Source organism: Bordetella genomosp. 2 (assembly GCF_002261345.1).
GTDB lineage: Bacteria > Pseudomonadota > Gammaproteobacteria > Burkholderiales > Burkholderiaceae_B > Bordetella_A.
Genome location: NZ_NEVT01000003.1, coordinates 1,049,652 through 1,073,587, shown reverse-complemented (window position 1 = coordinate 1,073,587; position 23,936 = coordinate 1,049,652). Strand labels below are relative to the sequence as shown.

24 protein-coding genes are annotated in these 23,936 nt (G+C 69.7%); 5 read left to right on the top strand and 19 right to left on the bottom strand.

All coding sequences use genetic code 11. The annotated features are described in order from the left end of the window. From phoU to rmuC, 4 genes are all read right to left on the bottom strand, one after another. The gene (phoU, locus tag CAL24_RS07225; RefSeq protein ID WP_028354165.1) at nucleotides 1–747 is read right to left on the bottom strand and encodes a phosphate signaling complex protein PhoU; all 747 of its coding nucleotides are present in this window, start codon (nucleotides 745–747) and stop codon (nucleotides 1–3) included. A gap of 176 nt (nucleotides 748–923) precedes the next feature. Next, a complete protein-coding gene (gene rpiA, locus CAL24_RS07220; protein WP_028354166.1) occupies nucleotides 924–1,601 on the bottom strand; it encodes a ribose-5-phosphate isomerase RpiA in 678 nt (225 codons plus the stop codon). A 49-nt stretch (nucleotides 1,602–1,650) separates the two neighbouring features. Next, complete coding sequence (locus CAL24_RS07215; protein ID WP_094806205.1) at nucleotides 1,651–3,318, bottom strand: isovaleryl-CoA dehydrogenase; 1,668 nt, start codon at nucleotides 3,316–3,318, stop codon at nucleotides 1,651–1,653. Nucleotides 3,319–3,420: 102 nt separating this feature from the next. Then, a complete protein-coding gene (gene rmuC, locus CAL24_RS07210) occupies nucleotides 3,421–4,764 on the bottom strand; it encodes a DNA recombination protein RmuC (RefSeq protein WP_038853407.1) in 1,344 nt (447 codons plus the stop codon). A 182-nt stretch (nucleotides 4,765–4,946) separates the two neighbouring features. Here rmuC and CAL24_RS07205 point away from each other — a divergent pair, with 182 nt between their 5' ends. Then, nucleotides 4,947–5,654: a YrbL family protein gene (locus CAL24_RS07205; protein ID WP_094806512.1), complete on the top strand. Its 708-nt coding sequence runs from the start codon at nucleotides 4,947–4,949 to the stop codon at nucleotides 5,652–5,654. Here CAL24_RS07205 and CAL24_RS07200 read toward each other — a convergent pair. The 9 genes from CAL24_RS07200 to CAL24_RS07160 form a co-directional block, all read right to left on the bottom strand. Continuing rightward, nucleotides 5,633–6,367: a DNA-3-methyladenine glycosylase gene (locus CAL24_RS07200; protein WP_028354169.1), complete on the bottom strand. Its 735-nt coding sequence runs from the start codon at nucleotides 6,365–6,367 to the stop codon at nucleotides 5,633–5,635. The two genes, CAL24_RS07205 and CAL24_RS07200, sit on opposite strands and share 22 nt — an antisense overlap. A 2-nt stretch (nucleotides 6,368–6,369) precedes the next feature. Beyond that, a complete protein-coding gene (locus tag CAL24_RS07195) occupies nucleotides 6,370–6,729 on the bottom strand; it encodes a Spx/MgsR family RNA polymerase-binding regulatory protein (protein ID WP_028354170.1) in 360 nt (119 codons plus the stop codon). After that, entirely contained in the window at nucleotides 6,726–7,535 is an 810-nt protein-coding gene (locus tag CAL24_RS07190; protein WP_028354171.1) for an ABC transporter permease subunit, read from the bottom strand. Before CAL24_RS07190 ends, CAL24_RS07195 begins: the two co-directional genes overlap by 4 nt. Further along, nucleotides 7,532–8,452, bottom strand: coding sequence for an ABC transporter permease subunit (locus tag CAL24_RS07185; protein ID WP_028354172.1), 921 nt, complete (start codon nucleotides 8,450–8,452; stop codon nucleotides 7,532–7,534). The genes CAL24_RS07190 and CAL24_RS07185 overlap by 4 nt, the downstream gene beginning before the upstream one ends. Then, nucleotides 8,449–9,576 (bottom strand): ABC transporter ATP-binding protein, encoded by a 1,128-nt coding sequence (locus tag CAL24_RS07180; protein ID WP_028354173.1) that lies wholly within the window; start codon nucleotides 9,574–9,576, stop codon nucleotides 8,449–8,451. The genes CAL24_RS07185 and CAL24_RS07180 overlap by 4 nt, the downstream gene beginning before the upstream one ends. Nucleotides 9,577–9,581: 5 nt before the next feature. After that, entirely contained in the window at nucleotides 9,582–10,685 is a 1,104-nt protein-coding gene (locus tag CAL24_RS07175; RefSeq protein ID WP_094806203.1) for a polyamine ABC transporter substrate-binding protein, read from the bottom strand. Nucleotides 10,686–10,855: 170 nt separating this feature from the next. Continuing rightward, entirely contained in the window at nucleotides 10,856–11,506 is a 651-nt protein-coding gene (locus CAL24_RS07170) for a 3-deoxy-D-manno-octulosonic acid kinase (protein WP_094806510.1), read from the bottom strand. Between the two features lie 64 nt (nucleotides 11,507–11,570). Beyond that, entirely contained in the window at nucleotides 11,571–11,996 is a 426-nt protein-coding gene (locus tag CAL24_RS07165) for a group II truncated hemoglobin (RefSeq protein ID WP_028354176.1), read from the bottom strand. Next, the gene (locus CAL24_RS07160; protein ID WP_094806201.1) at nucleotides 11,996–14,527 is read right to left on the bottom strand and encodes an ABC transporter permease; all 2,532 of its coding nucleotides are present in this window, start codon (nucleotides 14,525–14,527) and stop codon (nucleotides 11,996–11,998) included. Before CAL24_RS07160 ends, CAL24_RS07165 begins: the two co-directional genes overlap by 1 nt. Before the next feature lie 108 nt (nucleotides 14,528–14,635). Between CAL24_RS07160 and CAL24_RS07155 the strand changes: the two genes are divergently transcribed. The 4 genes from CAL24_RS07155 to CAL24_RS07140 all read left to right on the top strand — a co-directional run bounded on the left by CAL24_RS07155 (nucleotide 14,636) and on the right by CAL24_RS07140 (nucleotide 17,970). Beyond that, nucleotides 14,636–15,613 (top strand): TRAP transporter substrate-binding protein, encoded by a 978-nt coding sequence (locus tag CAL24_RS07155; protein ID WP_094806200.1) that lies wholly within the window; start codon nucleotides 14,636–14,638, stop codon nucleotides 15,611–15,613. Nucleotides 15,614–15,692: 79 nt separating this feature from the next. After that, a complete protein-coding gene (locus tag CAL24_RS07150) occupies nucleotides 15,693–16,193 on the top strand; it encodes a TRAP transporter small permease (RefSeq protein WP_094806198.1) in 501 nt (166 codons plus the stop codon). Between the two features lie 65 nt (nucleotides 16,194–16,258). Next, nucleotides 16,259–17,536 carry a TRAP transporter large permease gene (locus CAL24_RS07145; protein WP_094806197.1) on the top strand — a complete coding sequence of 426 codons (1,278 nt, stop codon included), beginning with the start codon at nucleotides 16,259–16,261 and terminating at the stop codon, nucleotides 17,534–17,536. Nucleotides 17,537–17,568: 32 nt separating this feature from the next. Then, the gene (locus CAL24_RS07140; protein ID WP_094806195.1) at nucleotides 17,569–17,970 is read left to right on the top strand and encodes a hypothetical protein; all 402 of its coding nucleotides are present in this window, start codon (nucleotides 17,569–17,571) and stop codon (nucleotides 17,968–17,970) included. 20 nt (nucleotides 17,971–17,990) lie between these two features. On the opposite strand, the gene CAL24_RS07135 is transcribed toward CAL24_RS07140, so the two are convergent. The 6 genes from CAL24_RS07135 to paaE form a co-directional block, all read right to left on the bottom strand. Then, on the bottom strand, nucleotides 17,991–18,452 hold the full coding sequence (locus CAL24_RS07135) for a GNAT family N-acetyltransferase (protein ID WP_094806193.1): 462 nt from the start codon (nucleotides 18,450–18,452) through the stop codon (nucleotides 17,991–17,993). Between the two features lie 9 nt (nucleotides 18,453–18,461). Then, nucleotides 18,462–19,775, bottom strand: coding sequence for a phenylacetate--CoA ligase PaaK (gene paaK, locus CAL24_RS07130; protein ID WP_094806192.1), 1,314 nt, complete (start codon nucleotides 19,773–19,775; stop codon nucleotides 18,462–18,464). An 80-nt stretch (nucleotides 19,776–19,855) separates the two neighbouring features. Then, nucleotides 19,856–20,326: a hydroxyphenylacetyl-CoA thioesterase PaaI gene (gene paaI, locus CAL24_RS07125; RefSeq protein WP_028354189.1), complete on the bottom strand. Its 471-nt coding sequence runs from the start codon at nucleotides 20,324–20,326 to the stop codon at nucleotides 19,856–19,858. Further along, a complete protein-coding gene (gene paaG, locus CAL24_RS07120) occupies nucleotides 20,326–21,114 on the bottom strand; it encodes a 2-(1,2-epoxy-1,2-dihydrophenyl)acetyl-CoA isomerase PaaG (RefSeq protein ID WP_028354190.1) in 789 nt (262 codons plus the stop codon). Before paaG ends, paaI begins: the two co-directional genes overlap by 1 nt. Before the next feature lie 14 nt (nucleotides 21,115–21,128). Further along, nucleotides 21,129–22,793, bottom strand: a complete 1,665-nt coding sequence (paaN, locus tag CAL24_RS07115) for a phenylacetic acid degradation protein PaaN (RefSeq protein WP_028354191.1) — start codon at nucleotides 22,791–22,793, stop codon at nucleotides 21,129–21,131. Nucleotides 22,794–22,847: 54 nt separating this feature from the next. Continuing rightward, on the bottom strand, nucleotides 22,848–23,936 hold the full coding sequence (gene paaE, locus CAL24_RS07110; protein ID WP_028354192.1) for a 1,2-phenylacetyl-CoA epoxidase subunit PaaE: 1,089 nt from the start codon (nucleotides 23,934–23,936) through the stop codon (nucleotides 22,848–22,850).

Here is a 23,936-nt window from a genome sequence, read left to right as displayed (position 1 = left end):
TCAGGCTTCGCCGGCCGGCTGCTGCTGGGCCGGCGCCGGCTCGTCTTCCTCGCCGCGAGCCTGGCGCTCGGCGTTCTTGACGCCGGTATGGCGCACGTCGGCGCCCTTCACCATGTAGATGACCCGTTCGGCCATGTTCTTGGCGTGGTCGCCGATGCGCTCGAGCGCGCGCGCGATGAACACCATGTCGATGGCCCGCGAAATGGTGCGCGGGTCTTCCATCATGTAGGTGATCAGGTTGCGCAGGGCGCCCTTCCATTCGCGGTCGACTTCCTTGTCGCTGCGCACCACCTGCGCCGCCTGGACCGGATCGAGCCGGGCGAAGGCATCCAGCACGTTGTGCAGCATGCGGCCGACGCTGTTGGCCATGTGGCGCAGCTCGATGACCGGGATGTGGCGCTGCTCGGCCTCGTACATGCGGCGCACGGTGTTGGCGATTTTCTCGGCCTCGTCGCCGCAGCGCTCCATGTCGGTGAGCATCTTGGACACCGCCAGCAGCGTGCGCAGGTCGATGGCCGTGGGCTGGTGGCGCGCCAGGATCAGGCTGATGCGCTCGTCGATCTCGACCTCGTGCCGATTGACCTGCTTTTCGCGTTCCCGCACCTTCTCGACCAGCTCCAGGTCGCCGGTGGGAACCGCGTCGATCGACTCCTGGATCATGGCCTCGACCACGCCGCCCATTTGCAGAAACTGCGAACGGACGCTTTCCAGGTCGGCGTCGAATTGCTTGTTGGTGTGCTCCGTCATCCGGACTCCCTGCGTAGGTGTATTCATGGCACTGCCCTTTCTGGTGCGAGATGAGGGGCCCGCCGACCCGCAAGGTTATGACTCGAGTATGACAGGATTATGAATCGCCCCCGGAAGACCGGCAAGCCGCGCCTGGCTTGCCCGCCGGCGCCGGGCGGCTGGAGCGGACCGGCCCCCTAGGCGCGGTCCAGGCGCCGCACGCCGTCCTGGGTGGCCAGCAGGGCCACGTCGGCGCCGGCGCGGGCGAACAGCCCGCAGGTGACGACGCCCGGCAGGTTGTTGACGGCGGCCTCCAGGGCGGGCGCGTCGTCGATGCGCAGGCCCGCCACGTCCAGGATGACGTTGCCGTTGTCGGTGGTGAAGCCGTCGCGCAGGCGCGGCTGGCCGCCCAGGGCCGCCAGCGCCCGCGCCACCGCCTGGCGGGCCATGGGGATGACCTCGACCGGCAGCGGGAAGCCGCCCAGGCGTTCCACCAGCTTGGATTCGTCGGCGATGCAGATGAAGCGCTCGGCCACCGAGGCCACGATTTTCTCGCGCGTCAGCGCGCCGCCGCCGCCCTTGATCATGTGCAGGCGGGCGTCGATCTCATCCGCGCCATCGACATACACGGGCATGGCCGTCACGTCGTTCAAGTCCAGTACGGCCAGCCCGTGGCCGGCCAGGCGGGCGGCGCTGCGTTCAGAGCTGGCCACCGTGCCGCGCAGCCGCCCCTTGAAGCGGGCCAGCCCGTCGATGAACAGGTCCGCCGTGGAGCCGGTGCCGACGCCGATGACGACGTCCGGGCCGATGAGGGGTTCGATCAGGGCGAGCGCCGCGTCGGCGGCCTGCTGCTTGAGTTCTTGCTGAGTGAGCATGGTGCGATGGCGCGCCGGGCGCGCGGTTCATGAGTGCCAGCGCAGCAATTTAGCAGATACCCGGCCAGGCGCGCGCCAGGATGGCGTCCAGGTCGATGCCCGGCGGCAGCTCGCCGGCGATGCCGCCCGGACACGCCAGCCGGCTGGCCACGTAGGCGTCGGCCACGGCCGGCGGCGCGTGCCGGATCAGCAGCGCGGCCTGCCACAGCCGGGCCAGGCCGGCCGCCACCCGGCGCGCCTGGGCGGCGTCGGGAGACGGTCCGGCCGGCCCGGCCGCCAGCGCCCACCACTCGTCCCAGGCGCGGTCATAGGCGGCCCAGGCGCCGCGCGCCGGCTCCAGCTCGGCCTGCAGGGCGGCCAGGCAATCGGGCTCGCGCTGCAGGGCGCGCTGCACGTCCAGCGCCATGATGTTGCCCGATCCTTCCCAGATGGAATTGACCGGCGCCTCGCGATACAGGCGCGGCAGCGGACCGTCTTCCACGTAGCCGTTGCCGCCCCAGACCTCCATGCACTCGCCGATGGCGGCAATGGCGCGCTTGCACACCCATAGCTTGGCCGCCGGCGTCCCGACCCGCACCAGGGCGCGCGCGCCGGCGTCGCCGCGCTCGTCCACGGCGCGGGCCAGCCGCATGGCCCAGACGGTGGCCGCCTCGCTCTCCAGGGCCAGGTCGGCCAGCACCTGGCGCATCAATGGCTGGCCGGACAGCGCGCGGCCGAAAGCCTGGCGCTGGCCCGCATGATGGCAGGCCTGCGCCAGCGCCTGGCGCAGCAGCGCCGCGCTGCCCAGCACGCAGTCCAGCCGGGTGGTGGCGGCCATCTGCAAGAGCAGCGGCAGCCCCCGGCCGGGCTCGCCCATCAGCATGCCCCACGCTTCCTCGAACTCCACTTCGCCGCTGGCATTGCTGCGGTTGCCCAGCTTGTCTTTCAAGCGCCGGATGCGCACGGCATTGCGCGGGCCGTCGGGCGTCCAGCGCGGCACGAAGAAACAGCCGGGGCCGGCCTCCGTATTGGCCAGCACCAGGTGCGCATCGGCATGCGGCACGGAATAGAACCACTTGTGCCCGGTCAGACGGTAGACCGCGCCGCGTCCGCCCGGGCCCTCCGCGACCGCTTGCGTGGTGATGGCGCGCAAGTCCGAGCCGCCCTGCTTCTCCGTCAGGCCCATGCCGATCAGGGCGCCGCGCTTGCCGGGCACGGGCGCGTCCAGGGCATCGTAGTCGCGCGAGCCGAGCGCCGGCAGCCAATGCCGCGCGAAGTCGATGGCGCCGGCCGGCTCGCCTTGCAGCAGCGGCACGGCGGCGAAGGTCATGGTGGTGGGACACAAGGTGCCGGCCTCGACCTGGCCCTGCATCAGGTACGCCGCGGCGCGCGCCACCTGCGCGCCCGGGGCGGGCTCGAGCCATGCCCGGCTGTGCAGCCCGCGCGCCACGATGCCCGTCATCAAGGCATGCCAGGCGCCGTCGAACTCCACCTGGTCGACCCGGTGGCCATTGCGGTCGTAGCCTTGCCAGCGCGGCGGCAAACGGTTGGCCTGCGCCGCCGCGGCCAGGGTGGGCGCGCTCCCCAGCCAGGCCCCGTGCTCGCGCAAGCCGTCCGTCCAGGCGGCCGCGCCTTCGCGCTGCACCGCCTGCTGCAGCACCGTGTCCGTGTCGTACAGCGAATAGTCCTCCAGGGGCGCGGCCTGGTTGAAAACGGCGTGGGTCTGGAACGACGGCATGGCGGCCTCCGGCGCGGCACAACGATAGACTTCACCGTTAGCACTTTTGATGTGGCGGCGCAAGCATCGCCCGGGCATCGGGCATGCGCGCCCGGGACCGCCTCAGGCCTCGTCGTCGCCCGCCGGCGCCGCCGGCCCCAGCAGCCGCTCCGCGTCGCCGTCGGGCAGGGCCTCGACGGTCTTCAGGTTGCGCAGCATGGCGCGCGTGCGCACTTCGGTCTGCCCCAGCTTGTTGCTGGCGGACTCCAGGCTCTTCTTCACGCTGGCCAGGGAATCGCCGAACTTGGCGAACTCGGTCTTGACCGCGCGCAGCACCTGCCACACCTCGGAGGAACGCTGTTCGATGGCCAGGGTGCGGAACCCCATCTGCAGGCTGTTGAGCATGGCCGCCAGGTTGCTCGGGCCCGCCACGTTGACCCGCAGCCCCTGCAGCTTGTCGAGCAGGCCGGGGCGCCGCAGCACTTCGGCGTACAAGCCCTCGGTGGGCAGGAACATGATGGCGAAGTCGGTGGTGTGCGGCGGCGCCACGTACTTGGCCGCGATCTGGCGCGCCTGCAGCTCGACGGCGCGCGCCAGCGCCGCGCCGGCCGCGCGCTCGCCGTCGGGGTCGACGGCGTCGTAGGCCTCCATGAGGCGCTCGTACTCTTCCTTGGGAAACTTGGCGTCGATCGGCAGCCAGACCGGCTCGGCCCCGGCCGCGCGGCCCGGCAGCCGGATGGCGAACTCGACCACGGCGTCGCTGCCCGGCACCGGCTTGACGTTGGCGGCGTACTGGTCGGACGTCATGGTGTCCTCGATCAGCCGCGCCAGTTGCACCTCGCCCCAGGTGCCGCGCGATTTCACGTTGGTGAGCACGCGCTTGAGGTCGCCCACGCCGGCGGCCAGCGACTGCATTTCGCCCAGGCCCTTGTGCACCGCCTCCAGGCGGTCGGAGACGAGCCTGAACGACTCGCCCAGGCGCTGCTCCAGCGTGGCGTGCAATTTCTCGTCGACCGTACGGCGCATTTCATCGAGCCGCGCGCCGTTATCGGCCTGCAGCGCCTGCAGCCGCTGGTCGACCGTGTGGCGCACTTCCTGCATGCGGCGGTCATTGAGCGCCACCAGCCCTTCGAGCCGCTCGCCGAACTGGGCCGCGAAGCGCGCCAGCGAATCCGCATATTCCGTGCGCGCCGCCAGCGCATCGCGCGCCAGCGCCCCGCGCAGCGCCTCGTGGCCCTGCGCCAGCTCGGCGCGCACGCCGCGGGTGGATTCGGCGAACTCGCTGCGCAGCCCGCGATGGCTTTCGTCCAGGCCCGCGCGCAGGGCCCGCTCGAGGCGGTCCATCTCGTCGAACAGTCGCGTCACGCGCGGGTCGGCGGGCGGGCGCAGCCACAGGCCCACGGCCACCAGCAAGGTCGCCACGGCCGCCGCGGCGGCGATCCAGGGCAAGGCTTCGATCAAGGGCATTCTCCTGAAAGCGGCATTGTAGGCGGGCCGACGGCGCCGTCCGCGCCGCCAAGTTGCGCAAAACCCCCGTAACTTCGACAATCGCAGGACAACGAGAAACGCCCGCCGACATTATTGTGCAACACGACTCCCCTACCCTGACCACCGGCCCGCACGGCGGGCGGGGCCGCCAGCTCGACCTTTTGCCGCCCGCGGCGGCGCCGTCGGCCGGCTACGCCGCGGTGTTCGGGCCGCTCGACCTGGCGGGCGCGCAGGTACTGGCCCGGGGCGCCGACCGCTACGTGTTCCAGCATCCCAACGAGCCCTCACTGCTGATCAAGGTGATCAACACCGAAGCCTACGCGGCCTACCTGGAACGCAAGCCCTTCAAGCGCTTCTACAAGCAGTTCCAGCGCGAGAGCGCCTATCGCGTCTATCTCGACGAACTGGCCGAATACGTCACCACCACCACAGTGCCGTCGGGCGTCTGGAACGTCCCCATGGCGCGCGTGGTCGGCCTGGCGCAGACCACCCTCGGGCTGGGCCAGCTGGTCGAGAAGATCACCGGCGAGGACGGCGGGCTGGCGCCCACCCTGGCGCAGGTCATCGCGCGCGACGGCATCGGCCCGGCGCTGAGCGACCAGCTCGATGCGTTCTTCGAGGACCTGATCGACGCCCACATCGTGATCAGCGACATGTCCGCCAAGAACATCGCCCTGGGCCGCAATGCCGACGGCAAGCCCGGCATGTACCTGATCGACGGGTTCGGCGTGCTGCCGCTGATTCCCCTGTATGCCTGGAGCAAGCGGCTGAACAAGCGCCGCATGCACCGCAAATACGCGCAATGGCGCGCGCGCCTGCAGCGCCAGTACGACGAAGCGCGCGCGGCTCAGGCCAGGACGGCCCCGTAGCGGTCCATCCAGTCGTAGTCGCGGCCCGGCTGCTGGCCGCGCCGCAGCGGGTTGCGCGTGCAGAAGGCCGCGTAGGCGGGGTCCACGAACCGGTAGCGCAGGTGCTCGTCGCGGCCCGCCGGGATGCCCAGGCGCGTGGTGCAGACCAGCCGTTCGGGCGCCTGGCCGACGTCCTCGACGAAGAACTCGGCAGGGTCGAAGCGGCGCGCGTCCCAGTCCGGCACTTTCAAGCCCAGCGCGCGGCACAGCAGCGTCTGCCCGGCGCACAGCCGCGCCGGCGGCCTGGGCTGGCCGCGCGCGTCCGGATTGAGCGCCTGCATGCGGGCCAGCGCGTCCGGCCCGGAGACGTCGTCGACCCAGGGATGGCCCGACTTGATCAGCACCGCGTTGCCCGGCCCGCCCGCGCTGAAATTCAGCGAGTCGCCGCCGCGCGCGTAATACATGTAGACGGTGCCGCCGTCCATGAACAGGGCGCGGCGCTTGTGGGTATACCCCAGCGAGGCGTGGCTGCCCTTTTCGGCCAGGTAGTAGGCCTCGGTCTCGATGATGCGGGCCGACAGCCACAGGCCGTCCAGGCGCCGCCGGATCACCTTGCCCAGCAGCTCGCGCGCCAGCTGGGCCGGATCGCGGTCGAAGAAGCTGTCGGGCAGCGCGGGCCCGGGGGCCTTGCCGCGTGGCGCGGCGGCGCGCGGCCGGGCGGAGGCGGCGGCCATCTTCAGGCGAAGCGCTCGCCGTAGCGCTTTTCCGAGAAGCCGACCGTGACTTCGCCGTCGGGCGTGACCGTGACCGGCCGGCGCACCAGCGCGGGATAGTCGGCGATCAGGCGGGTCCAGTCGGCGTCGCTCTGCGCGGCCTTGCGGTCCTCGGACAGGCTGCGCCAGGTCATGGAGGTGCGGTTGACCAGCTTTTCCCAGCCGCCCACCTTGCCGGCCCAGGCCTTCAGGGTGGCCGCCGGCACGGGATGGTCGCGGTAATCGATGAACTCGTGGGGCACGCCGTGGGCGGACAGCCAGTCGCGCGCCTTGACGCAGGTGCTGCACTTGTTCAGGCCATAGAGGGTAGCTTGCGGCTTCATCTGGAATCTGCTTCCTTGCGCTGTTGCAGGCGGTTGACCAGGATCACGCAGGTGCCCACCGCCAGGATGAACAGGGTGGCCAGCGCGTTGACCTCGGGCTTGAGCCCCAGCCGCACGCGCGAGAATACTTCCATGGGCAGCGTGGTCGAGCCCGGCCCGGACAGGAACGAGGCCAGCACCACGTCGTCCAGCGACAAGGTGAACGACAGCAGCCAGGCCGACACCAGCGCCGGCGCGATCAGCGGCAGGGTGATGCGGAAGAACACGGTCAGCGGCGTGGCGCCGAGATCGAGCGCGGCCTCTTCGAGCGAGCGATCGAGGTCGCGGATGCGCGCCTGGATCACTACGGCGACGAACGCCATGCAGAGCGTGACATGGCCGACCCAGATGGTGAACGCCCCGTTCTCGGCCGGCCAGCCCAGCGCGCCGCGCATCTCGACGAACATCAGCAGCAGCGAGATGCCCAGCACGACCTCGGGAATGACCAGCGGGGCGCTCAGCATGCCGACGTACAGCGCGAAGCCGCGGAACCGGCCCATGCGGCCCAGCACGTAGCCGGCCCAGGTGCCGATGACCACCGCCGCGGTGGCGGTCAGGGCGGCGATCTTGAACGACAGCCAGGCGGCGCTGAGCAGCGCGCTGTCGTTCAGCAGCGAGCCGTACCAGCGCAGCGAGAAACCGCTCCAGGACGTGACCAGCGGCGAATCGTTGAACGAGAACACCATCAGGCTGAGGATGGGGGCGTACAGGAAGAAATACCCCAGCCCCAGCGCCAGGCCGCGCGCGGTCTTGTTGGGCCCTTTCATGCGCGCCCCCTTTGCAGGGCTTCCTGCTGGCGCACCTGGTTGTACTGGAACAGCGCCAGGGGCACCAGCAGCAACAGCACCATCACGCACGTGACGGCCGAGGCCATGGGCCAGTCGGCGTTGTTGAAGAATTCATTCCACATGACGCGGCCCATCATCAGGGTGTCGGCCCCGCCCAGCATTTCCGGGATGACGTATTCGCCCACCGACGGGATGAACACCAGCATGGCGCCGGCGATCACGCCGGGGCGCGACAGCGGCACCGTGATGCGCCAGAACGCCTGCCAGGGCCGCGCGCCGAGATCGTAGGCCGCTTCCAGCAGGCGCAGGTCCATCTTCACCAGGTTGGCGTAGAGCGGCAGGATGAAGAACGGCAGGTAGGCATAGACCAGCCCGATGTACACCGCCAGGTCGGTCCGGTAGATTTCCAGCGGGCTCGAGATGATGCCCAGGCCCATCAGCAGCTTGTTGAGCAGGCCGTCGTTGCGCAGGATGCCCACCCAGGCATAGACCCGCAGCAGGAGCGAGGTCCAGAACGGCAGGATCACCCCCAGCAGCAGCACGTTGCGTATCGACGGCGACGAGCGCGCGATGTAGTACGCGATGGGATAGCCGATCAGCACGCAGCACACCGTGGTGACGGCCGCCATCTTCAGCGAATTCAGGTAGGTGGCCAGGTAGAGGCTGTCGGTGAACAGCAGGATGTACCCGCGCAGGTGCAGGCTGAGCTGCACGGCCTCGTCCTTGAACTCGGCCAGCGCCGTGTAGGGCGGGATGCCGAACTGCAGCTCGGCGAAGCTGATCTTGAGCACCAGCAGGAACGGCACCAGCAGGAACAGCGCCAGCCACAGGAACGGCGGCGCCACCGCCAGGGTGCGCCCCGACGGCATCCAGTCGCGCAGCGAGGACGGCTTCATGAGGCCAGCACCGTCGCGCTGTCGGCGTCCCAGCTGACGAAGATTTCCTCGTCGATGCCCGGCGCGTCGATCTGGGCCAGCTGCAGGCTGGGCACGCTGGCCTCGACGATCTTGCCGGAATCGAGCCGCACCTGGTAGAGCGCGTAGCTGCCCATCCAGGCCATGTGGCTGACCATGCCGTGGGCCCAGTTGTACTCGCCTTCGGGCTGGGTGCGCGACACCACCAGGCGCTCGGGCCGGATCGACACGTGCACTTCCATGCCGAGCGGCTCGCTGACGCCGTGGCTGACGTACAGCGGGCGGGTCAGCTCGGCGCACTCGATGGCGACGTGGTCGGGTTCGTCGACCACGATGGTGCCGGTGAGCAGGTTGGTCGAGCCGATGAAGCCGGCCACGAAGCGCGAATTCGGGAAGGCGTAGACGTCCTGGGGCGTGCCGCACTGGACGATCTGGCCTTCGGTCATGACGGCCAGGCGGTGCGCCATGGTCATGGCCTCTTCCTGGTCGTGCGTGACCATGATGCAGGTGACGCCCACCTGCTCGAGGATCTTGACCAGCTCGATCTGGGTCTTCTGGCGGATCTGCTTGTCGAGCGCCGACATGGGCTCGTCCAGCAGCAGCAGCTTGGGCCGCTTGACCAGGCTGCGCGCCAGCGCCACCCGCTGCTGCTGGCCACCCGACAGCTGGTGGGGCTTGCGGCGCGAATAGCCGGCCATCTGGACCAGGTCGAGCGCCTCGAACACGCGGTCGTGGATCTCGGCGCGGTCCACCCCTTCCTGCTTGAGGCCGAAGGCCACGTTGGCCTCGACCGTCATGTGCGGGAACAGCGCGTACGACTGGAACATCATGTTGACCGGGCGCCGGTACGGCGGCACGGCGGTGATGTCCTCGCCATCGAGCACGATCTGGCCCGAGGTGACTTCCTCGAAGCCCGCCAGCATGCGCAGCAACGTCGACTTGCCGCAGCCGGAACTGCCCAGCAGCGCGAAGATCTCGTTGCGGCGCACCGCCAGGTTGACCGAGCGCACGGCGACCACGTCGCCGAAGATCTTGACCAGGTCGGCCACCCGGACGAACTCGTCGGGGTCGGCCGAATGCTGCGCCGCGTAACGGCTTTCGCTCATGATGGCTATCGTCCGGACTTCAGTTCGGCCCACATGCGGGTCTGCAGGCGCTGGATTTTCAGGGGCTGGGCCTTGATCACATAGAGCGTCTTGGCCACGTCCGCCGGCGGGTAGATCATGGGATTGTCGGCCACGTCCTTCACCACGAACTCGCGCGCCGCCTTGTTGGCGTTCGGGTAGAACATGGTGTTGGTGATGGCGGCATGCACCTGGGGCGTCTCGATGTAGTTGATGAACGCGTGGGCGGCCTCGGGGTGCGGCGCGTCCTTGGGGATGGCCATCACGTCGAACCAGGCCGGCGCCCCGCCCTTCGGGATGAAGTAGTTGATTTCGTAGGGACGCTTGGCGTCCTGCGCGCGCTTGCGGGAGATCATCACATCGCCCGAGAAGCCGTAGACCATGCAGAGGTCGCCCACGGCCAGCTCGTCGATGTAGCCCGACGAGCTGAACTGGCGGATGTACGGGCGGATCTGCTTGAGCAGGTCGAGCGCGGCCTTGTAGTCGTCCGGGTTGTCGCTGTTGGGATCCTTGCCCAGGTACTTGAGCACCGCCGGGAACACCTGCGCCGCCTCGTCCAGCACCGAGATGCCGCAGTCCTTCAGCTTGGCCGCGTTCTCGGGCTTGAACAGCATGTCCCAGTTGGCCAGGTCGGCGTCCTGCCCCATGATTTCCTTGACCTTGGTGACGTTGTAGCCCAGGCCGTTGGTGCCGTAGCCCCAGGGGATGACGTGCTCGTTGCCGGGATCGACGGACGCCACCAGCGCCATGATGTCCGGATCCAGGTGCTTCCAGTTGGGAATCTTGGACTTGTCGAGCTTCTGGTACAGGCCGGCCTCGATCTGGCGCGAGGCGTAGTGCGTGGATGGCACCACCACGTCGTAGCCCGACTTGCCGGTCAGCAGCTTGGCCTGCAGGGTGTCGTTGTTGTCGTAGACGTCGTAGCGCACCTTGATGCCGGTTTCGCGCTCGAAACCGGGGATCGTGTCGGGCGCCGTATATTCGGCCCAGTTATAGACGTTGACGACCTTGTCCTGCGCCACGGCGCCCGATAGCGCCGCCGCGGCCAGCGCCGCGCCCAGCGCCCATTGCATTCCCGGCTTGATCTTCATCGCGAGCCCCTTGCCATGCCTAGTGCGAAATTTGCCAAAGGGCAAAATAATAAAGCCTTTTTACGGGGCGTTGTCCAGAGAACGGCGCAGAAACCGTGGTTTTTACGCGGTCCCTGCCGGCCCGCAAAGCCCCCCTTGCGCCCCGGGTCCGCCGGCTGGCCGGCGCCCGGCTAATCCAGGCAAGCCCGGTAGGCCTGGTCCAGGCGTTCCCAGAAAGCCAGCCCGGCCGCCCCGCCCACTTTCTCCAGCGAGCGCCGCAGCCGCGCCAGGTTGGCGCGCCGGGCGCGCCCGGACACGCCGCCAGCGGTGCCGCGGTCGAAGTCGATCAGCCAGGCGCGGCCATGGTCGTCGAGCAGGATGTTGAACGCGTTCAGGTCGGCGTGCCATACGCCCTGCCGGTGCATGGCGGCGATGGCGCCGGCGGCCGCCTCCCAGACCGGCTCGTCGAGCAGATGCGCGAGCGGCCGCGTATGGGGAATGCGCTCGACCAAGATGGCGGCGCGGTAGACCGCGCCGTGGCGCCAGTATGCTGCCGCCAGCGGCGCCGGCACGTTCAGGCCGCGCTCGCGCAGCAGCGCCAGCAGGCGGAATTCGCGGAAACTGCGGGTGCGGGCCTCGCCCTGCCACAGGTAGGCGTCGCGGCTGACCCGCGCGGCCAGCCCGCCGCGCCGGTAGCGCCGCAGCACCCCCTGCCAGCCGTCGGCGTGCACGAACCAGGCCGACTGGCGCCCGCCCGCGTCCACCGGGCGGGCCCGCTCGCCGTACCAGAGCGGATCGAGCGATTGCGGGCCGGCCGCGCCCAGGCGCGCATCGCACAGCATCGCGCCGGCCGGCGGGCCGGCCCAGACCAGGCGCCGCGCGTGCGGCGCCGCCTGCGGTGCGGGATCAGTCGTCACGATTGCGCATCCAGTCGGCCACGCCGTAGAACGCCGCCAGCAGGCGGTCGATGAGATCGGGGTCGAGCCCCTGGTCCTGCATGGCGCGCCCCATGCAGGCCAGCCACTGGTCGCGCTCGACCCGCCCGATCGAGAACGGCAGATGGCGGGCCCGCAGGCGCGGGTGCCCATAACGCTCGATGTAGTAATTGGGCCCGCCGAAATAGCCGCACAGGAACAGGAACAGCTTGTCGCGCGCCGAGTCCAGGCTGGGGCCGTGGGCGGCGCGCAAGGCCGCCAGGTCCGGCTCGAGATCCATCAGGTCGTAGAAGCGGTCGACCAGCGCGCGGATCGCCGGTTCGCCGCCCAGGGTGTCGAACAGCGTGGCGGAGGTTTGCAGGGATTCGACCGTGGGTTGGACACGGGTGGAGGTCATCAGGCTTCTCGCAGGGTAAGCAGGGGCGGCGCGCGCAGCACGCCGCGCAGGGCCAGCGCGGCCCCGGCCCAGGCGGCCGCCATGCCGACGCCCACACCGGCCAGCCACGGCCAGGCGCTCAGGGTGATACGGAAATCGAATACGAAGGACGACAGCGCCCAGGCGACGGCGCTGGCGCCGGCCGCCGCCAGCAGGCCGGCGAGCCCGCCGACCGCCAGCACCTCGAGCCGCTGGGTGCGCGCCAACTGGTTGCGGGTGGCGCCCAGCGCCCGCAGCACGGCGGCCTCGCGCACGCGCTCGTCGCGGGTGGCGGTGAGCGCGGCCGACAGCACCAGCACCCCGGCCGCCAGGGTGAACACGAACAGCAGCTGCACCGCCATGACGACCTGGTCCAGCACCGATTGCAGCTGGCTCAGGATGGAGCCCACGTCGAATACGGTCAGGTTGGGGAACTGCCGCAGCAGCTCGCGCGGCAAGGCGGCCTGGCCGGGCGGCAGGTGGAACGAGGTGATCCAGCTCTGCGGCATGTCCTGCAGCGCGGCGGGCGACAGCACCGCGAAGAAATTGACGTGCATGGAATCCCAGTCGACGGTGCGGATGCTGGTGACCGCGACCTCGACCTGCTGGCCGGCGACGTCGAAGGTGAGCCTGTCGCCGACCGCCAGCCGCAGCGATTCGGCCAGGCCCGCCTCGAGCGAGACCTCGGCCGCGCCGGGGTCGAGCCAGCGGCCTTGCGTGATGCGGTTGTCGGCCGGCAGGGCCGCGCCGTACGACAGGTTGAATTCACGGTCCACCAGGCGCTTGGCGCGCGGCTCTTCGTAGTCGGCCGGCCCCACGGGCCGCCCGTCGACCGCCACCAGGCGGCCGCGCACCATCGGCCACAGCGTGACGTCCCGCAGGCCGTGGCCGGCCAGGAAGTCGAGCACCGGCTGCCGCTGGTCCGGCTGGATGTTGATCAGGAAGCGGTTGGGGGCGTCCGGCGGCAGGGTGCGCTGCCAGCCCGCCACCAGGTCGGTGCGGGTCATGGCCAGCAGCAGCAGCGCCATCAGGCCCACCGCCAGCGCGCATACTTGCGTAATGGTGGCGGCGCGGCGGCGCACCACGCCGGCCAGCGCGAAGCGCAGCGCCGGCAGGCCGGCCGCCAGCCCGCGCAGCCGCGCCAGCCCCAGCACGCACAGCCAGGCCACCAGCGCGAACAGCGCGAACGCGCCCAGGAAGCCGCCCGCCACGACCGCGCCCAGGCGCGCATTGCCGGCGAACCACCAGATCAGCAGCGCGAAGCCCGCCGCGCCCAGGGCGTAGCCGGCCGCGCCGCGCGCCCGCAGGGTGTCGGCGTCGCGGCGCAGCACGCGGGCGGGCGGCACATGACGCAATTGCGCCAGCGCGGGCAAGGCGAAACCCAGCAGCAGCAACACGCCAGTGACCAGCCCCTGCAGCGCCGGCACGGCCGACGGCGGCGGCAACCGGGTATCGATGAGGCTGCCCAGGGCCGCCACCAACCCTTCGTGCACCACATAGCCCAGCAGGCAGCCAGCGGCCGACGCCGCCAGGCCCACCAGGGTGAATTCCAGCACCAGCATGCGGGTGATCTGCGCCTGGACGGCGCCCAGGCAGCGCATGACCGCGATGCCATCGCGGTGGCGCATCATGAAGCGGCCCGCCGCCAGCGCCACGGCGACCGCGGAAATCAGCACCGCCAGCAGCGCCACCAGCGACAGGAAGCGCTGGGCGCGATCCAGGGTGCGGCGCACCTCGGGACGGCCCGATTCCAGCGTGGCCAGTTTCTGGCCCCGCTGCAGGTTCTGACCCAGCCAGGCCGAGTAGTCGGCCACCGCGTCGGGCTCGCCGGCGGCCAGCAGCGCGTAGTCGATGCGGCTGCCGAGCGTCACCAGGCCAGTGGCGGGCAGGTCGTCGGCCCGCATCATGACCCGCGGCGCGACATTGACGAACTGCATGCCGCGATCCGGCTCATAGGTGATGACGCGCGCCACGCGCAGCCGGCTGTCGCCCAGGCCGATGGTGTCGCCCACCCGGATGTTCAGCAGCGCCAGCAGCTGCGGGTCGGCCCATACGGTGCCGGGCGCGGGGATGTCGCGGGTGGGCGCGCCCTCGGCATAGGGCGCCTCGGCCACGCGCAGGCTGCCGCGCAGCGGGTACTCCGGCTCGACCGCCTTGAGCGACACCAGCTGGGCGCCGTCGCCGGCGCTGGCCATCGAGGGGAACTGCAGGGTGCGCGCGACTTCCAGGCCGCGCTCGCGCGCCGCCTCGAAGAACCCGGCCGCGATCGGCTCGTCGGCATCCAGCACCAGGTCGGCGCCCAGCATCTGGCTGGCATCGCGCTCGAGCGCGCGGCCGACCCGGTCGGCCAGGAAGCCGACGCTGGCCACCGCCGCGACCGCCACCACCAGGGCCAGCACCAGCAGGCGCAGCTCGCCGGCGCGGGCGTCGCGCATCATCATGCGCGCGCCCTGGCGCAGCGCGGCGGCCAGGCCCGGCCGCGCGCGGGAGGAAGAATCAGGGAAATCCATCATTTTGCAATGGTAACCAAAGGTCTGTTTGTCAGGGGAATCCCGCTATCATGCGGCCTGGGCGTAAGATGCGACCGCCAATACCAATATTTGTTCACTGGAGAAGACACCATGCGTAAGTCCTGGCTTGCCGCCACCCTCCTGGCTGCCTGCGCCGCCACCGCCGCGCTGCCCGCAGCCGCCCAGAATACGCTGAAGATGGCGTATGCGCTGTCCACCTCGTCGCACTACGGGGCGGGCGCGGAAGCCTTCGCCAAGTCGATCGAGGCGTCCTCCGGCGGCAAGTACAAGGTGCAGCAATTCGCCAACAGCGCGCTGGGCGGCGAACGCGAGGTCATCGAGGGCCTGCAGATCGGCACCATCGACCTGGCCATCGTCTCCACCGGCGCCACCCTGAACTTCGTGCCCGAGACCGGCGTGTTCGACATCCCGTTCCTGCTGCGCGACCTGCAGCATGCCCGCAACGTGCTCGACAGCAAGATCGGCCAGGACATGCTGGCCAAATTCCCCGACCGCGGCATCATCGCGCTGGCCTGGGGCGAGCAGGGCTTCCGCCACCTGACCAACAACGTGCGCCCGGTCAAGACGCCGGCCGACGCCAAGGGCCTGAAGATCCGCACCACCGAGAACCCGATCCACATCGCCGCCTTCCGCGCCATCGGTATCCTGCCCACCCCCATGGCCTGGCCCGAAGTGGCCACCGCCCTGCAGCAGGGCACCATCGACGGCCAGGAAAACCCGCTGTCGGTGATCACCTCGGCCAAGCTGTCGCAGTTGCAGAAATACCTGTCGCTGACGGGCCACGTGTACGGCCCGGCGCTGGTGCTGATGTCCGCCAGCGTCTATGAAGGCCTGTCGGACGCCGAAAAGGCCAATTTCCAGCAGGCCGGCAAGGCCTCGGCCCAGGCCATGCGCGACTACGTCGACAATATCGAGAAGACCGGCGTCGAGCAGCTGCGCAAGGAAGGCATGCAGGTCACCACCGATGTCGACCGCGACGCCTTCGCGGCCGCCGTCGAGCCGGCCTACGCCGAGTACTACAAGAAGTACGACAAGCAGCTGATCGAAGCGATCCGCGCCACCAAGTAGCACCGGCCCTCCGGCCGGTTGGCCGGGCCGCCGCATGCGGTCCGGCCGGCGTTCCCACCCTTCCGCATCCGGACTCACCATGCGCCTGCTCCGTCTTGCCGAACGCACCTTGTTCAAGGGCGTGTCGGCCATCGCCCAGATCCTGCTGGTCGCCGCCGCGGCGGCCGCCTTCTACCAGGTCATCGCCCGCTTCGTGCTGCAGGCGCCCTCGGACTGGAGCGAGGTGCTGACGCGCGCGCTGTTGATCTGGACGGTGCTGCTGGGCATCGCGCTGGCGTTCCGCCACGGCGCGATGATCAGCGTGGAGTTGCTGCACAACCTGCTGCAGGGCCGCCGCCGGCGCCTGCTGGAACACCTGATCGCCATCATCTGCGTGGCGTTCCTGGTATTCCTGGCCTGGATCGGCGGCAACATGACTTACCGCGTGCGCTTCCAGAACGTGCCCAGCCTGAACATTTCCATTTCGTGGATCTACCTGGCCATCCCGGTGGGCGCCTCGCTGGCGGCCATCGCCGTGCTGGCGCGCTGGCTGCTGGGCGCCGACGAGCCCGCGCCGGTGCGCAACGACGCGCAAGGCTGAGGCCCTGCCCCTTGCGTCCATAGAACGATACAAGACCAAGACAGACTGACCATAGGCAACTTGCCATGTCCCAATTGATGATTTTGACGATGCTGATCTTCTTCGGGCTGTCGGTGCCCGTGGCGGTCGCAATCGGGCTGGCGGCGCTGACCGGGGTGTCGCTGGGCGGGCTGCCCTGGCTGGTGGTGGCGCAACAGCTCTATGCCGCGCTGGACAAGTACCCGCTGGTGGCGGTGCCGTTCTTCATCCTGGCCGGCAACCTGATGGAAGCCGGCGGCATCTCGGACCGCATGGTCGAATTCGCCAAGAGCGTGGTCGGCGGCATCCAGGGCGGCCTGGCCTGCACCTGCGTGCTGACCTGCATGATCTTCGCCGCGGTGGCCGGCTCCAGCGTGGCCACCACGTTCGCAGTCGGCGCGATCCTGATCCCGGCCATGGTGCGGCACGGCTACCCCGCGCCGTTCGCCGCCTCGCTGCAGGCCAGCGCGGCGGAACTGGGCGTGATCATCCCGCCCTCCATCCCGATGATCCTGTTCGCCGTGTCGACCGACACCTCCACCGGCGAGCTGTTCATCGCCGGCGTCATGCCAGGCATCCTGATCGGCGCGGCGCTGATGCTGTATGTATGGCTGTACGCCAAGCGCAACGGCCTGGGCAAGCAGGACGGCGACGGCCGCCTGCCCTTGTGGCCGGCCTTCAAGCGCGCCTGGCTGGCGCTGCTGATGCCGGTGATCATCCTGGGCGGCATCTACGGCGGGGTGTTCACCCCTACCGAAGCGTCGGTCGTAGCGGTGATGTACGCCGTGATCGTCGGCAAATTCGTCTATGGCAAGCTCAGCTTCCGCACGCTGTCGGGCACGCTGCACCGTTCGGTGATATCGACCTCGGTGATCATGTTCGTCATCGCCAACGCCGGCGTCTTCAGTTTCCTCCTCAACCGCGCCGGCGTGCCCGATGCGCTGGGCGGCTGGCTGGCGCAGCTGTTCCACGACAAGACCGCCTTCCTGCTGGGCGTCAATGCGGCGCTGTTCGTCATCGGCATGTTCATCGAGACCTCGGCCTCGGTGGTGGTACTGGCGCCGCTGCTGCTGCCCGTGGCGATGCAGTTCGGCGTCGAGCCGGTGCATTTCGGCGTCATCATGGTCGTGAACCTGGCGCTGGGCATGATCACCCCGCCCTTCGGCGTGAACCTGTTCGCCGCCTGCGCGGTCGCCAAGCTGCCACTGGAGCGCCTGATCCGGCCGCTGATCCCGTTCGTGCTGGTGGTGATCGCCTGCCTGATGGTCATTACCTACTGGCCCGGGCTGTCGCTGGGGTTGCGGGACCTGGTCTACGCCAGGTAGGCGGCCGCGCCGTGTGATACTGTGCGGGCGTTATGAATCTGCCGTTTCCCATCCGCCAGGAATGCCCGCCCGGGGCCTGTGTCTGCAACCGCGACCGGCTGCTGGCCACGCCCGGCGGCGACATCCGCATCCTGCGCCTGACCCGCGAAGAAGAAAAGAAGCTGGTGGCGCGCCTGGAAAACCTGGCCAGCCTGGACGACCTGCTGCACATGCAGGAACGCATGCGCGCGCTGCTGGGCATTTCCCTGACGGTGGCCCCCGGACCGAATGAAGTCCGCACCGTGCGCGGCCTGCAGATCGAGATCGCCGACCAGCCGGGGCTGTGCAACAAGACCCGCCAGACCCTGCCCGCCGCCATCCGCCGGGCCCTGGACCGCAAGCCCGAGATCGTCTACGCCCTGCTGGACTCGCACGACCTGCTCGGGCGCGGCTGAGCGGCCGCGGCCGCTCGCGCTCAAGGCCGCGCTGCCAGGTCCTTGAGCATGTAGACGCGCGCCAGGCCGCGCTCGTGGACGCGGTGCGTCTCACGATAGCCGATGCGCGCGTACAAGGCGAGGTTCTCGACCATTTTCTCGTGAGTGTAGAGGCGGATCGAGCGAAAGCCCGCCTGGCGCGCCATCTGCTCGGCGAACTGCAGCAACAGTCTGCCGTAGCCCTGCCCCTGCGCCGCCGGCGCCACCGCGATGTTGTCCAGCAGCATGGCATCCGGCTGCGGAATCAGCACCAGTACCGCCTGCAGGGCCCGCGGCGCGCCGACCACATAGACCCGCCCGTCGCGGATCAGCGGCGCGTAGTCGTCGCGCATCGGGCCGGGCTCGATCCCGATGCGCGGCACATAGTGCGCATAGGCGGCATGGACCAGCGCCCGCACGGCGGCCAGCTCGCCCATGGTCGCCAGGCGCGGAACGGCGGACATCGCGGCCGCCTACTTGGGCCGCTTGTCCACCACCCGGCGCGCCTTGCCGGTCAGCGTGCGCTCGACGAAGCCGCAGTCCGCCACGCGCACGCGCGCGGTCACGCCGATATATGACTTGACCGCGTGCTGCAGCTGCTTGCCCAGCGCCTCGCGCTCGGCCTCGGCCAGGTTGGCGAACTCGTCGCGCACCTCGGTGAGGATTTCCAGTTCATCCAGGTGGCCGTCGCGCGTCAGCACCAGTTGGTAGTGCGGCGCCAATTGCGCGATCTTCAGCACCTGCTCTTCCACCTGCGTGGGGAACAGGTTCACGCCGCGCACGATCAGCATGTCGTCGCTGCGGCCGGTGATCTTGCCGATGCGGCGCATGCTGCGCGCCGTGGGCGCCAGCAGCCGGGTCAGGTCGCGCGTGCGATAGCGGATGACCGGCATGGCTTCCTTGGTGAGCGACGTGAACACCAGCTCGCCCGGTTCGCCTTCCGCCACCGGCTGGCCGGTGTTCGGGTCGACGATCTCGGCGTAGAAATGGTCTTCCCAGATCACCGGGCCGTCCTTGGTCTCGACGCATTCGCTGGCCACGCCGGGGCCCATCACTTCGGACAAGCCGTAGATGTCGACCGCATCGATGGCCGCCTCGGTCTCGATATCCTGGCGCATCTGGCCGGTCCAGGGCTCGGCGCCGAAGATGCCGACCCGCAGGGAGCTCTGGCGCGGGTCGATGCCCTGGCGGCGCTGCTCCTCGATGATGTTGCAGAAGTACGAGGGCGTGACCATGATGATGTCGGGCCGGAAATCGCTGATCAGCTGGACCTGCTTTTCAGTCTGGCCGCCGGACATCGGGATCACCGTGCAGCCGAGCTTCTCGGCGCCGTAGTGCGCGCCCAGGCCGCCGGTGAACAGCCCGTAGCCGTACGCCACGTGCACGATGTCGCCCGGCTTGCCGCCGGCCGCGCGGATCGAGCGCGCCACCAGGGCGGCCCAGTTGTCGATGTCGCGCGCGGTGTAGCCCACCACGGTGGGCTTGCCGGTGGTGCCGCTGGAGGCATGGACCCGGGCCACCTGCTCGCGCGGCACGGCGAACATGCCGAAGGGGTAGTTGTCGCGCAGGTCCTGCTTGGTGGTGAACGGGAACTTGGCGATGTCGGACAGCTGCTTCAGGTCGTCCGGGTGCACGCCGGCGGCGTCGAACGCCTTCCGGTAGTGCGGCACGTTCTGGTAGGCGTGCGCCAGCGTCCATTTCAGGCGCTCGAGCTGCAGCGCCTCGATCTCGTCGCGGCTGGCGTGCTCGATAGGGTCCAGTCCGGGCTTGCTCGCGGTATTGGACATGGGGAGGTCTCCTGGTAATGCGGTGCGGCGGTACGCCGCTTTATCGTATTGAGTCTGGGGGCGATGCGAAAGCAGGGTCTTCACGCATCCGGCGGCGTGCCGACGATCTGGCCCTTGATGCGGTAGGACCGCCCCCGGAACAGCGCCACCTGGCGGCCGTCCTGGTTGGTGACCGTCACATCGTAGACGCCGGTGCGGCCGGCCAGCGAGCGCTCCTGCGCGACCGCCGTCAGCACGTCGCCGGCGAAGCCGGGCGCCAGGAAATCGATGGTGCAGCCGGAAGCCACGGTGCTGGCGTTGCGCGAATTGCAGGCGAAGGCGAAGGCGCTGTCGGCCAGCGCGAAAATGAAGCCGCCATGGCAGGTCTGGTGGCCGTTCAGCATGTCCGGCCGCACCCGCATGGTCAGGCGCGCCCGGCCGGGCGCGATCTCCGCCACGGTCATGTCGAGCGCCTGCGACGCGGCGTCCACGGCGTACATGGCCGCGCCCACGGCCTGCGCCAGTTCCTGGGGATCGCCGGGCGCCTCGACGGGGGGAACGTGCGCGCTCATCAACGCCCCTTGAACTGGGGTTCGCGCTTGGCCAGGAAGGCCGCCACGCCCTCGGCATAGTCGGCGCTGCGGCCGAGCTCGCGCATCAGCTCCTGCTCCAGCTCGAGCTGGCCGGCCAGGTCGTTGTGCAGGCTGGCCTGCAGCGCCTGCTTGGTGCGCGCCAGGCCCAGGGTGGGCGCGGCGGCGAAGTGCGCCGCCAGCCGCTCCAGCGCGGCCTCGAACTCGTCGTCCGGCACGCACTGCCAGATCAGCCCCCAATCTTGCGCCTGGCGCGCGCTCAGCTTGTCGCCCAGCATGGCCAGCCCCATGGCGCGCGCGCGGCCCGCCAGGCGCGGCAGCACGAACGTGCCGCCGGTGTCGGGAATCAGCCCCAGCCGGCAGAACGACTGGATGAAGCTGGCCGATTCCTTGGCGATCACGATGTCGCCGGCGAACGCCAGGTTGGCGCCCGCCCCGGCCGCCACCCCGTTCACGCCCACCACCACGGGCAGCGGCAGCGCATTCAGGCGGCGCACCAGCGGGGCGTAATACTTGCCGACGGTTTCGCCCAGGTCGGGCGGCGTGCCGTCGGCCGCCATCTGGCGCTCGCTCAAGTCCTGGCCGGCGCAGAAGCCGCGCCCGGCGCCGGTGATCAGCAGCACGCGCGCGCCCTCGTTCTCGACGCGCCCCAGGGCGTCGGCCACTTCGCCGTGCATGGCGGCGGTGAAGCTGTTGAGCTTGTCGGGGCGGTTCAACGTCAGCCGGGCAATGCCGCCGGACAGGTCGAACAGGATGTTCTGGTAGGACATGGCGGGCTCTCCGGTCAGACGTGGCGGCGCGTCTGCACGACGCGGAAACGGTTGGCGACGAACGCCGAATCCGACAGCGCGGCGTTGGCGGCCGGGTTGGCGCCGGTGCCGTGGAAATCGCTGAAGGCGGCGGTCTGGTTGACGAACACCGCGCCGGTGAGGTTCAGCGACAGGGCCACGCCGGCCTCTTCGGCGGCGTCCTGGATGCGCGCCGCGACGGCATCGTCGGTGGTATAGGCCGACAGCGACAGCGCGCCGTGCTCGACCACGCTGGCGCGCGCCAGCGCGATGCTGTGGTCGGTGGAATCGGTCGCCACCACGAAGGCGATCGGGCCGAACCATTCCTGGCTGATCGCCGGGTTGCCCGCCTCGGTGCGCAACAGCAGCGGCGTGTGCACGCGCGCGCCCTCGAACTGCGGGTGCGCCAGCGCCTGGCTGTCCGCCACCACCGGCAGGCCCAGCCCGCGCGCCCGCTCGATGCGCGCGACGATATCGTCATTCTGGATGGCGCCGGTCAGCTCCACCGCCTTGGCCGGGTCGGCGCACAGCTTGCCCAGCGCCGTGCCCAGCGCGGCCGCCACCTCGTCGAAGCTGACGCGGCCTTCGGCGGTCTGGATCCCGTCGCGCGGCACGTAGATGTTCTGCGGCGCCGTGCACATCTGGCCGGAATACAGCGCCAGCGAGAACGCCAGGTTGCGCGCCATGCCCTTGAGGTCGTCGGTCGAATCGACGATCACCTGGTTCACCCCGGCCTTCTCGGTATAAACCTGCGCCTGGCGGGCGTGCTGTTCCAGCCAGTTGCCGTTGGCGCTGCTGCCGGTGAAATCGACAATCTTGACGGCCGGATCCCGCGCCAGCTGCTGCGCCGTTTCGTCGCCTGCCGGATGCGCCGCCAGCTGCACCACGTCCGGGTCGAAGCCGGCCTCGGCCAGCACCTCGCGCGCCACCTGCACGGTGATCGCCAGGGGCAGGATCGCGCCGGGATGCGGCTTGACGATCACCGCATTGCCGGTGGCCAGGCTGGCGAACAGGCCCGGATAGCCGTTCCAGGTGGGAAAGGTGGAGCAGCCGATCACCAGGGCGATGCCGCGCGGCACCACGGTGAAGCGCTTTTCCATCTTGATCGGGTCGTGCTTGCCCTGCGGCTTTTCCCACAGCGCCACGCCGGGGATGCGCGCCATTTCCTGCCAGGCATAGGTCACCGCCTCGACGCCGCGGTCCTGCGCATGCGGGCCGCCGGCCTGGAAGGCCATCATGAAGCCCTGGCCGGTGGTGTGCTGCACCGCGTAGGCCATCTCGAAGCTGCGGCGGTTCAGGCGCGCCAGGATCTCCAGCGACACGCCCACCCAGGCGCGCGGGCCGGCGCGGCGCCAGGCCTGCAGCGCCTGGCCGGCCGACTGCACCAGCGCCGCGGGCGGCACATGGGGATAGCTGATGTCCAACGCGAAGCCGTAGGGCGAGCGCTCGCCCCCCACCGTGCCCTGGGCGCTGCGCGCCTCCAGCGGAAAAGGCTTGCCGCGCAGCGCCTCGAAGGCGGCGCGGCCGTCGTCATTGGCGGTTTCGCCGTAATGGCGCGGGCTGGGCGATTCGGCGAACGGGCTCCAGTAGCCCCGTTCCGCGGCGGCGGCCAGCGCGCGTTCGAGCATGGGCTGGTGGCGTTCGAAATAGTCTGGTGACACGGGCGATCTCCGCAATGAATGGGTTCGGGGTTGGCATGCGCCGCGGCGGGCGCGTCAGGTTTCCTGGTCGAAGTCGAGCACCAGCCGGTCGCTGACCGGGAAGCTCTGGCAACTGAGCACGAAGCCGCGCGCCACTTCGTAGTCCTCGAGCGCGAAGTTGGCGTCCATGTCCACTTCGCCTTCCACGACCTTGCAACGGCACGTCGAACAGACGCCGCCCTTGCAGGAGTATGGCAGCTCGATGCCCTGCGCCAGGGCCGAATCGAGCACGCTGTCCTTGTTCTTGTCGATCACGAAGCTGCGGCTGTGGCCGTCCTGCACCACGGTCACCTGGCACTGGCCCTTGCCCGGCGCGGCCGGCGCATCGCGTCCGGTGCGCAGGGCGCGCGGCCCGCGCGGCGCGCCGAACAGCTCGAACTTGATGCGCTCCTTGGCAAGGCCGCGCGCCTGCAGCCGCTGCACCACGCTCTCGATCATGGTCTGGGGGCCGCACACGAAGGCATAGTCGATCTCGTCCGGCCGCATCCAGGCCGTCAACAGCTGGTCGACCTTGTCGCCGTCCAGACGGCCGTTGAACAACTCGATGTCCTGGCTCTCGCGGCTCATGACGTAGACCAGCGAGAACCGTTCCATGTACAAGTTCTTCAGGTCCTCGATTTCCTCGCGGAACAGCACCGACGACGAGGCGCGGTTGCCGAAGAACAGCGTGAAGCGGCTGTGCGGCTCGGTCGACAGCGCCGTCTTGACCAGCGAGAACACCGGCGTAATGCCGCTGCCCACCGCGAAGGCCACATAGTTGCGGCGGTTGTCCGGCGCGAAGTCGACCGTGAAATTGCCCGCCGGCGGCATGACTTCCAGCGTCTGGCCGGGCTGCAGCTCATGGTTGGCCCAGCTCGAGAACACGCCTTCGTCGACTTTCTTGATGGCCACGCGCAGCACGCCGTCGTCCGGCGCCGAACAGATGGAATACGAGCGCCGCAGTTCCTCGCCGTCCAGCTCGGTGCGCAGGGTCAGGTACTGGCCCGGCCGAAAAGCGAACTGCGGCCGCAGCGCGTCGGGCAGGTCGAAAGTCACCACCACCGCGTCGCGCGTGTTGCGCGCCACCGAGGCGACCTTCAAGGGATGAAACGAAATCTGGCTCAT

Bases quoted from the DNA above. Each gene is read 5' to 3' on its own strand.
- paaE (WP_028354192.1), bottom strand. From the start codon at position 23,936: ATGAGCCAGATTTCGTTTCATCCCTTGAAGGTCGCCTCGGTGGCGCGC.
- CAL24_RS07185 (WP_028354172.1), bottom strand. From the start codon at position 8,452: ATGAAGCCGTCCTCGCTGCGCGACTGGATGCCGTCGGGGCGCACCCTG.
- CAL24_RS07170 (WP_094806510.1), bottom strand. From the start codon at position 11,506: ATGCTGTGCGATGCGCGCCTGGGCGCGGCCGGCCCGCAATCGCTCGAT.
- paaK (WP_094806192.1), bottom strand. From the start codon at position 19,775: ATGTCCAATACCGCGAGCAAGCCCGGACTGGACCCTATCGAGCACGCC.
- paaG (WP_028354190.1), bottom strand. From the start codon at position 21,114: ATGTCCTACCAGAACATCCTGTTCGACCTGTCCGGCGGCATTGCCCGG.
- CAL24_RS07150 (WP_094806198.1), top strand. From the start codon at position 15,693: ATGCGCCTGCTCCGTCTTGCCGAACGCACCTTGTTCAAGGGCGTGTCG.
- CAL24_RS07200 (WP_028354169.1), bottom strand. From the start codon at position 6,367: ATGGCCGCCGCCTCCGCCCGGCCGCGCGCCGCCGCGCCACGCGGCAAG.
- paaI (WP_028354189.1), bottom strand. From the start codon at position 20,326: ATGAGCGCGCACGTTCCCCCCGTCGAGGCGCCCGGCGATCCCCAGGAA.
- rpiA (WP_028354166.1), bottom strand. From the start codon at position 1,601: ATGCTCACTCAGCAAGAACTCAAGCAGCAGGCCGCCGACGCGGCGCTC.
- CAL24_RS07195 (WP_028354170.1), bottom strand. From the start codon at position 6,729: ATGAAGCCGCAAGCTACCCTCTATGGCCTGAACAAGTGCAGCACCTGC.
- phoU (WP_028354165.1), bottom strand. From the start codon at position 747: ATGACGGAGCACACCAACAAGCAATTCGACGCCGACCTGGAAAGCGTC.
- CAL24_RS07135 (WP_094806193.1), bottom strand. From the start codon at position 18,452: ATGTCCGCCGTTCCGCGCCTGGCGACCATGGGCGAGCTGGCCGCCGTG.
- CAL24_RS07140 (WP_094806195.1), top strand. From the start codon at position 17,569: ATGAATCTGCCGTTTCCCATCCGCCAGGAATGCCCGCCCGGGGCCTGT.
- CAL24_RS07165 (WP_028354176.1), bottom strand. From the start codon at position 11,996: ATGACCTCCACCCGTGTCCAACCCACGGTCGAATCCCTGCAAACCTCC.
- CAL24_RS07180 (WP_028354173.1), bottom strand. From the start codon at position 9,576: ATGAGCGAAAGCCGTTACGCGGCGCAGCATTCGGCCGACCCCGACGAG.
- CAL24_RS07155 (WP_094806200.1), top strand. From the start codon at position 14,636: ATGCGTAAGTCCTGGCTTGCCGCCACCCTCCTGGCTGCCTGCGCCGCC.
- CAL24_RS07190 (WP_028354171.1), bottom strand. From the start codon at position 7,535: ATGAAAGGGCCCAACAAGACCGCGCGCGGCCTGGCGCTGGGGCTGGGG.
- rmuC (WP_038853407.1), bottom strand. From the start codon at position 4,764: ATGCCCTTGATCGAAGCCTTGCCCTGGATCGCCGCCGCGGCGGCCGTG.
- CAL24_RS07145 (WP_094806197.1), top strand. From the start codon at position 16,259: ATGTCCCAATTGATGATTTTGACGATGCTGATCTTCTTCGGGCTGTCG.
- CAL24_RS07160 (WP_094806201.1), bottom strand. From the start codon at position 14,527: ATGATGGATTTCCCTGATTCTTCCTCCCGCGCGCGGCCGGGCCTGGCC.
- CAL24_RS07175 (WP_094806203.1), bottom strand. From the start codon at position 10,685: ATGAAGATCAAGCCGGGAATGCAATGGGCGCTGGGCGCGGCGCTGGCC.
- CAL24_RS07215 (WP_094806205.1), bottom strand. From the start codon at position 3,318: ATGCCGTCGTTCCAGACCCACGCCGTTTTCAACCAGGCCGCGCCCCTG.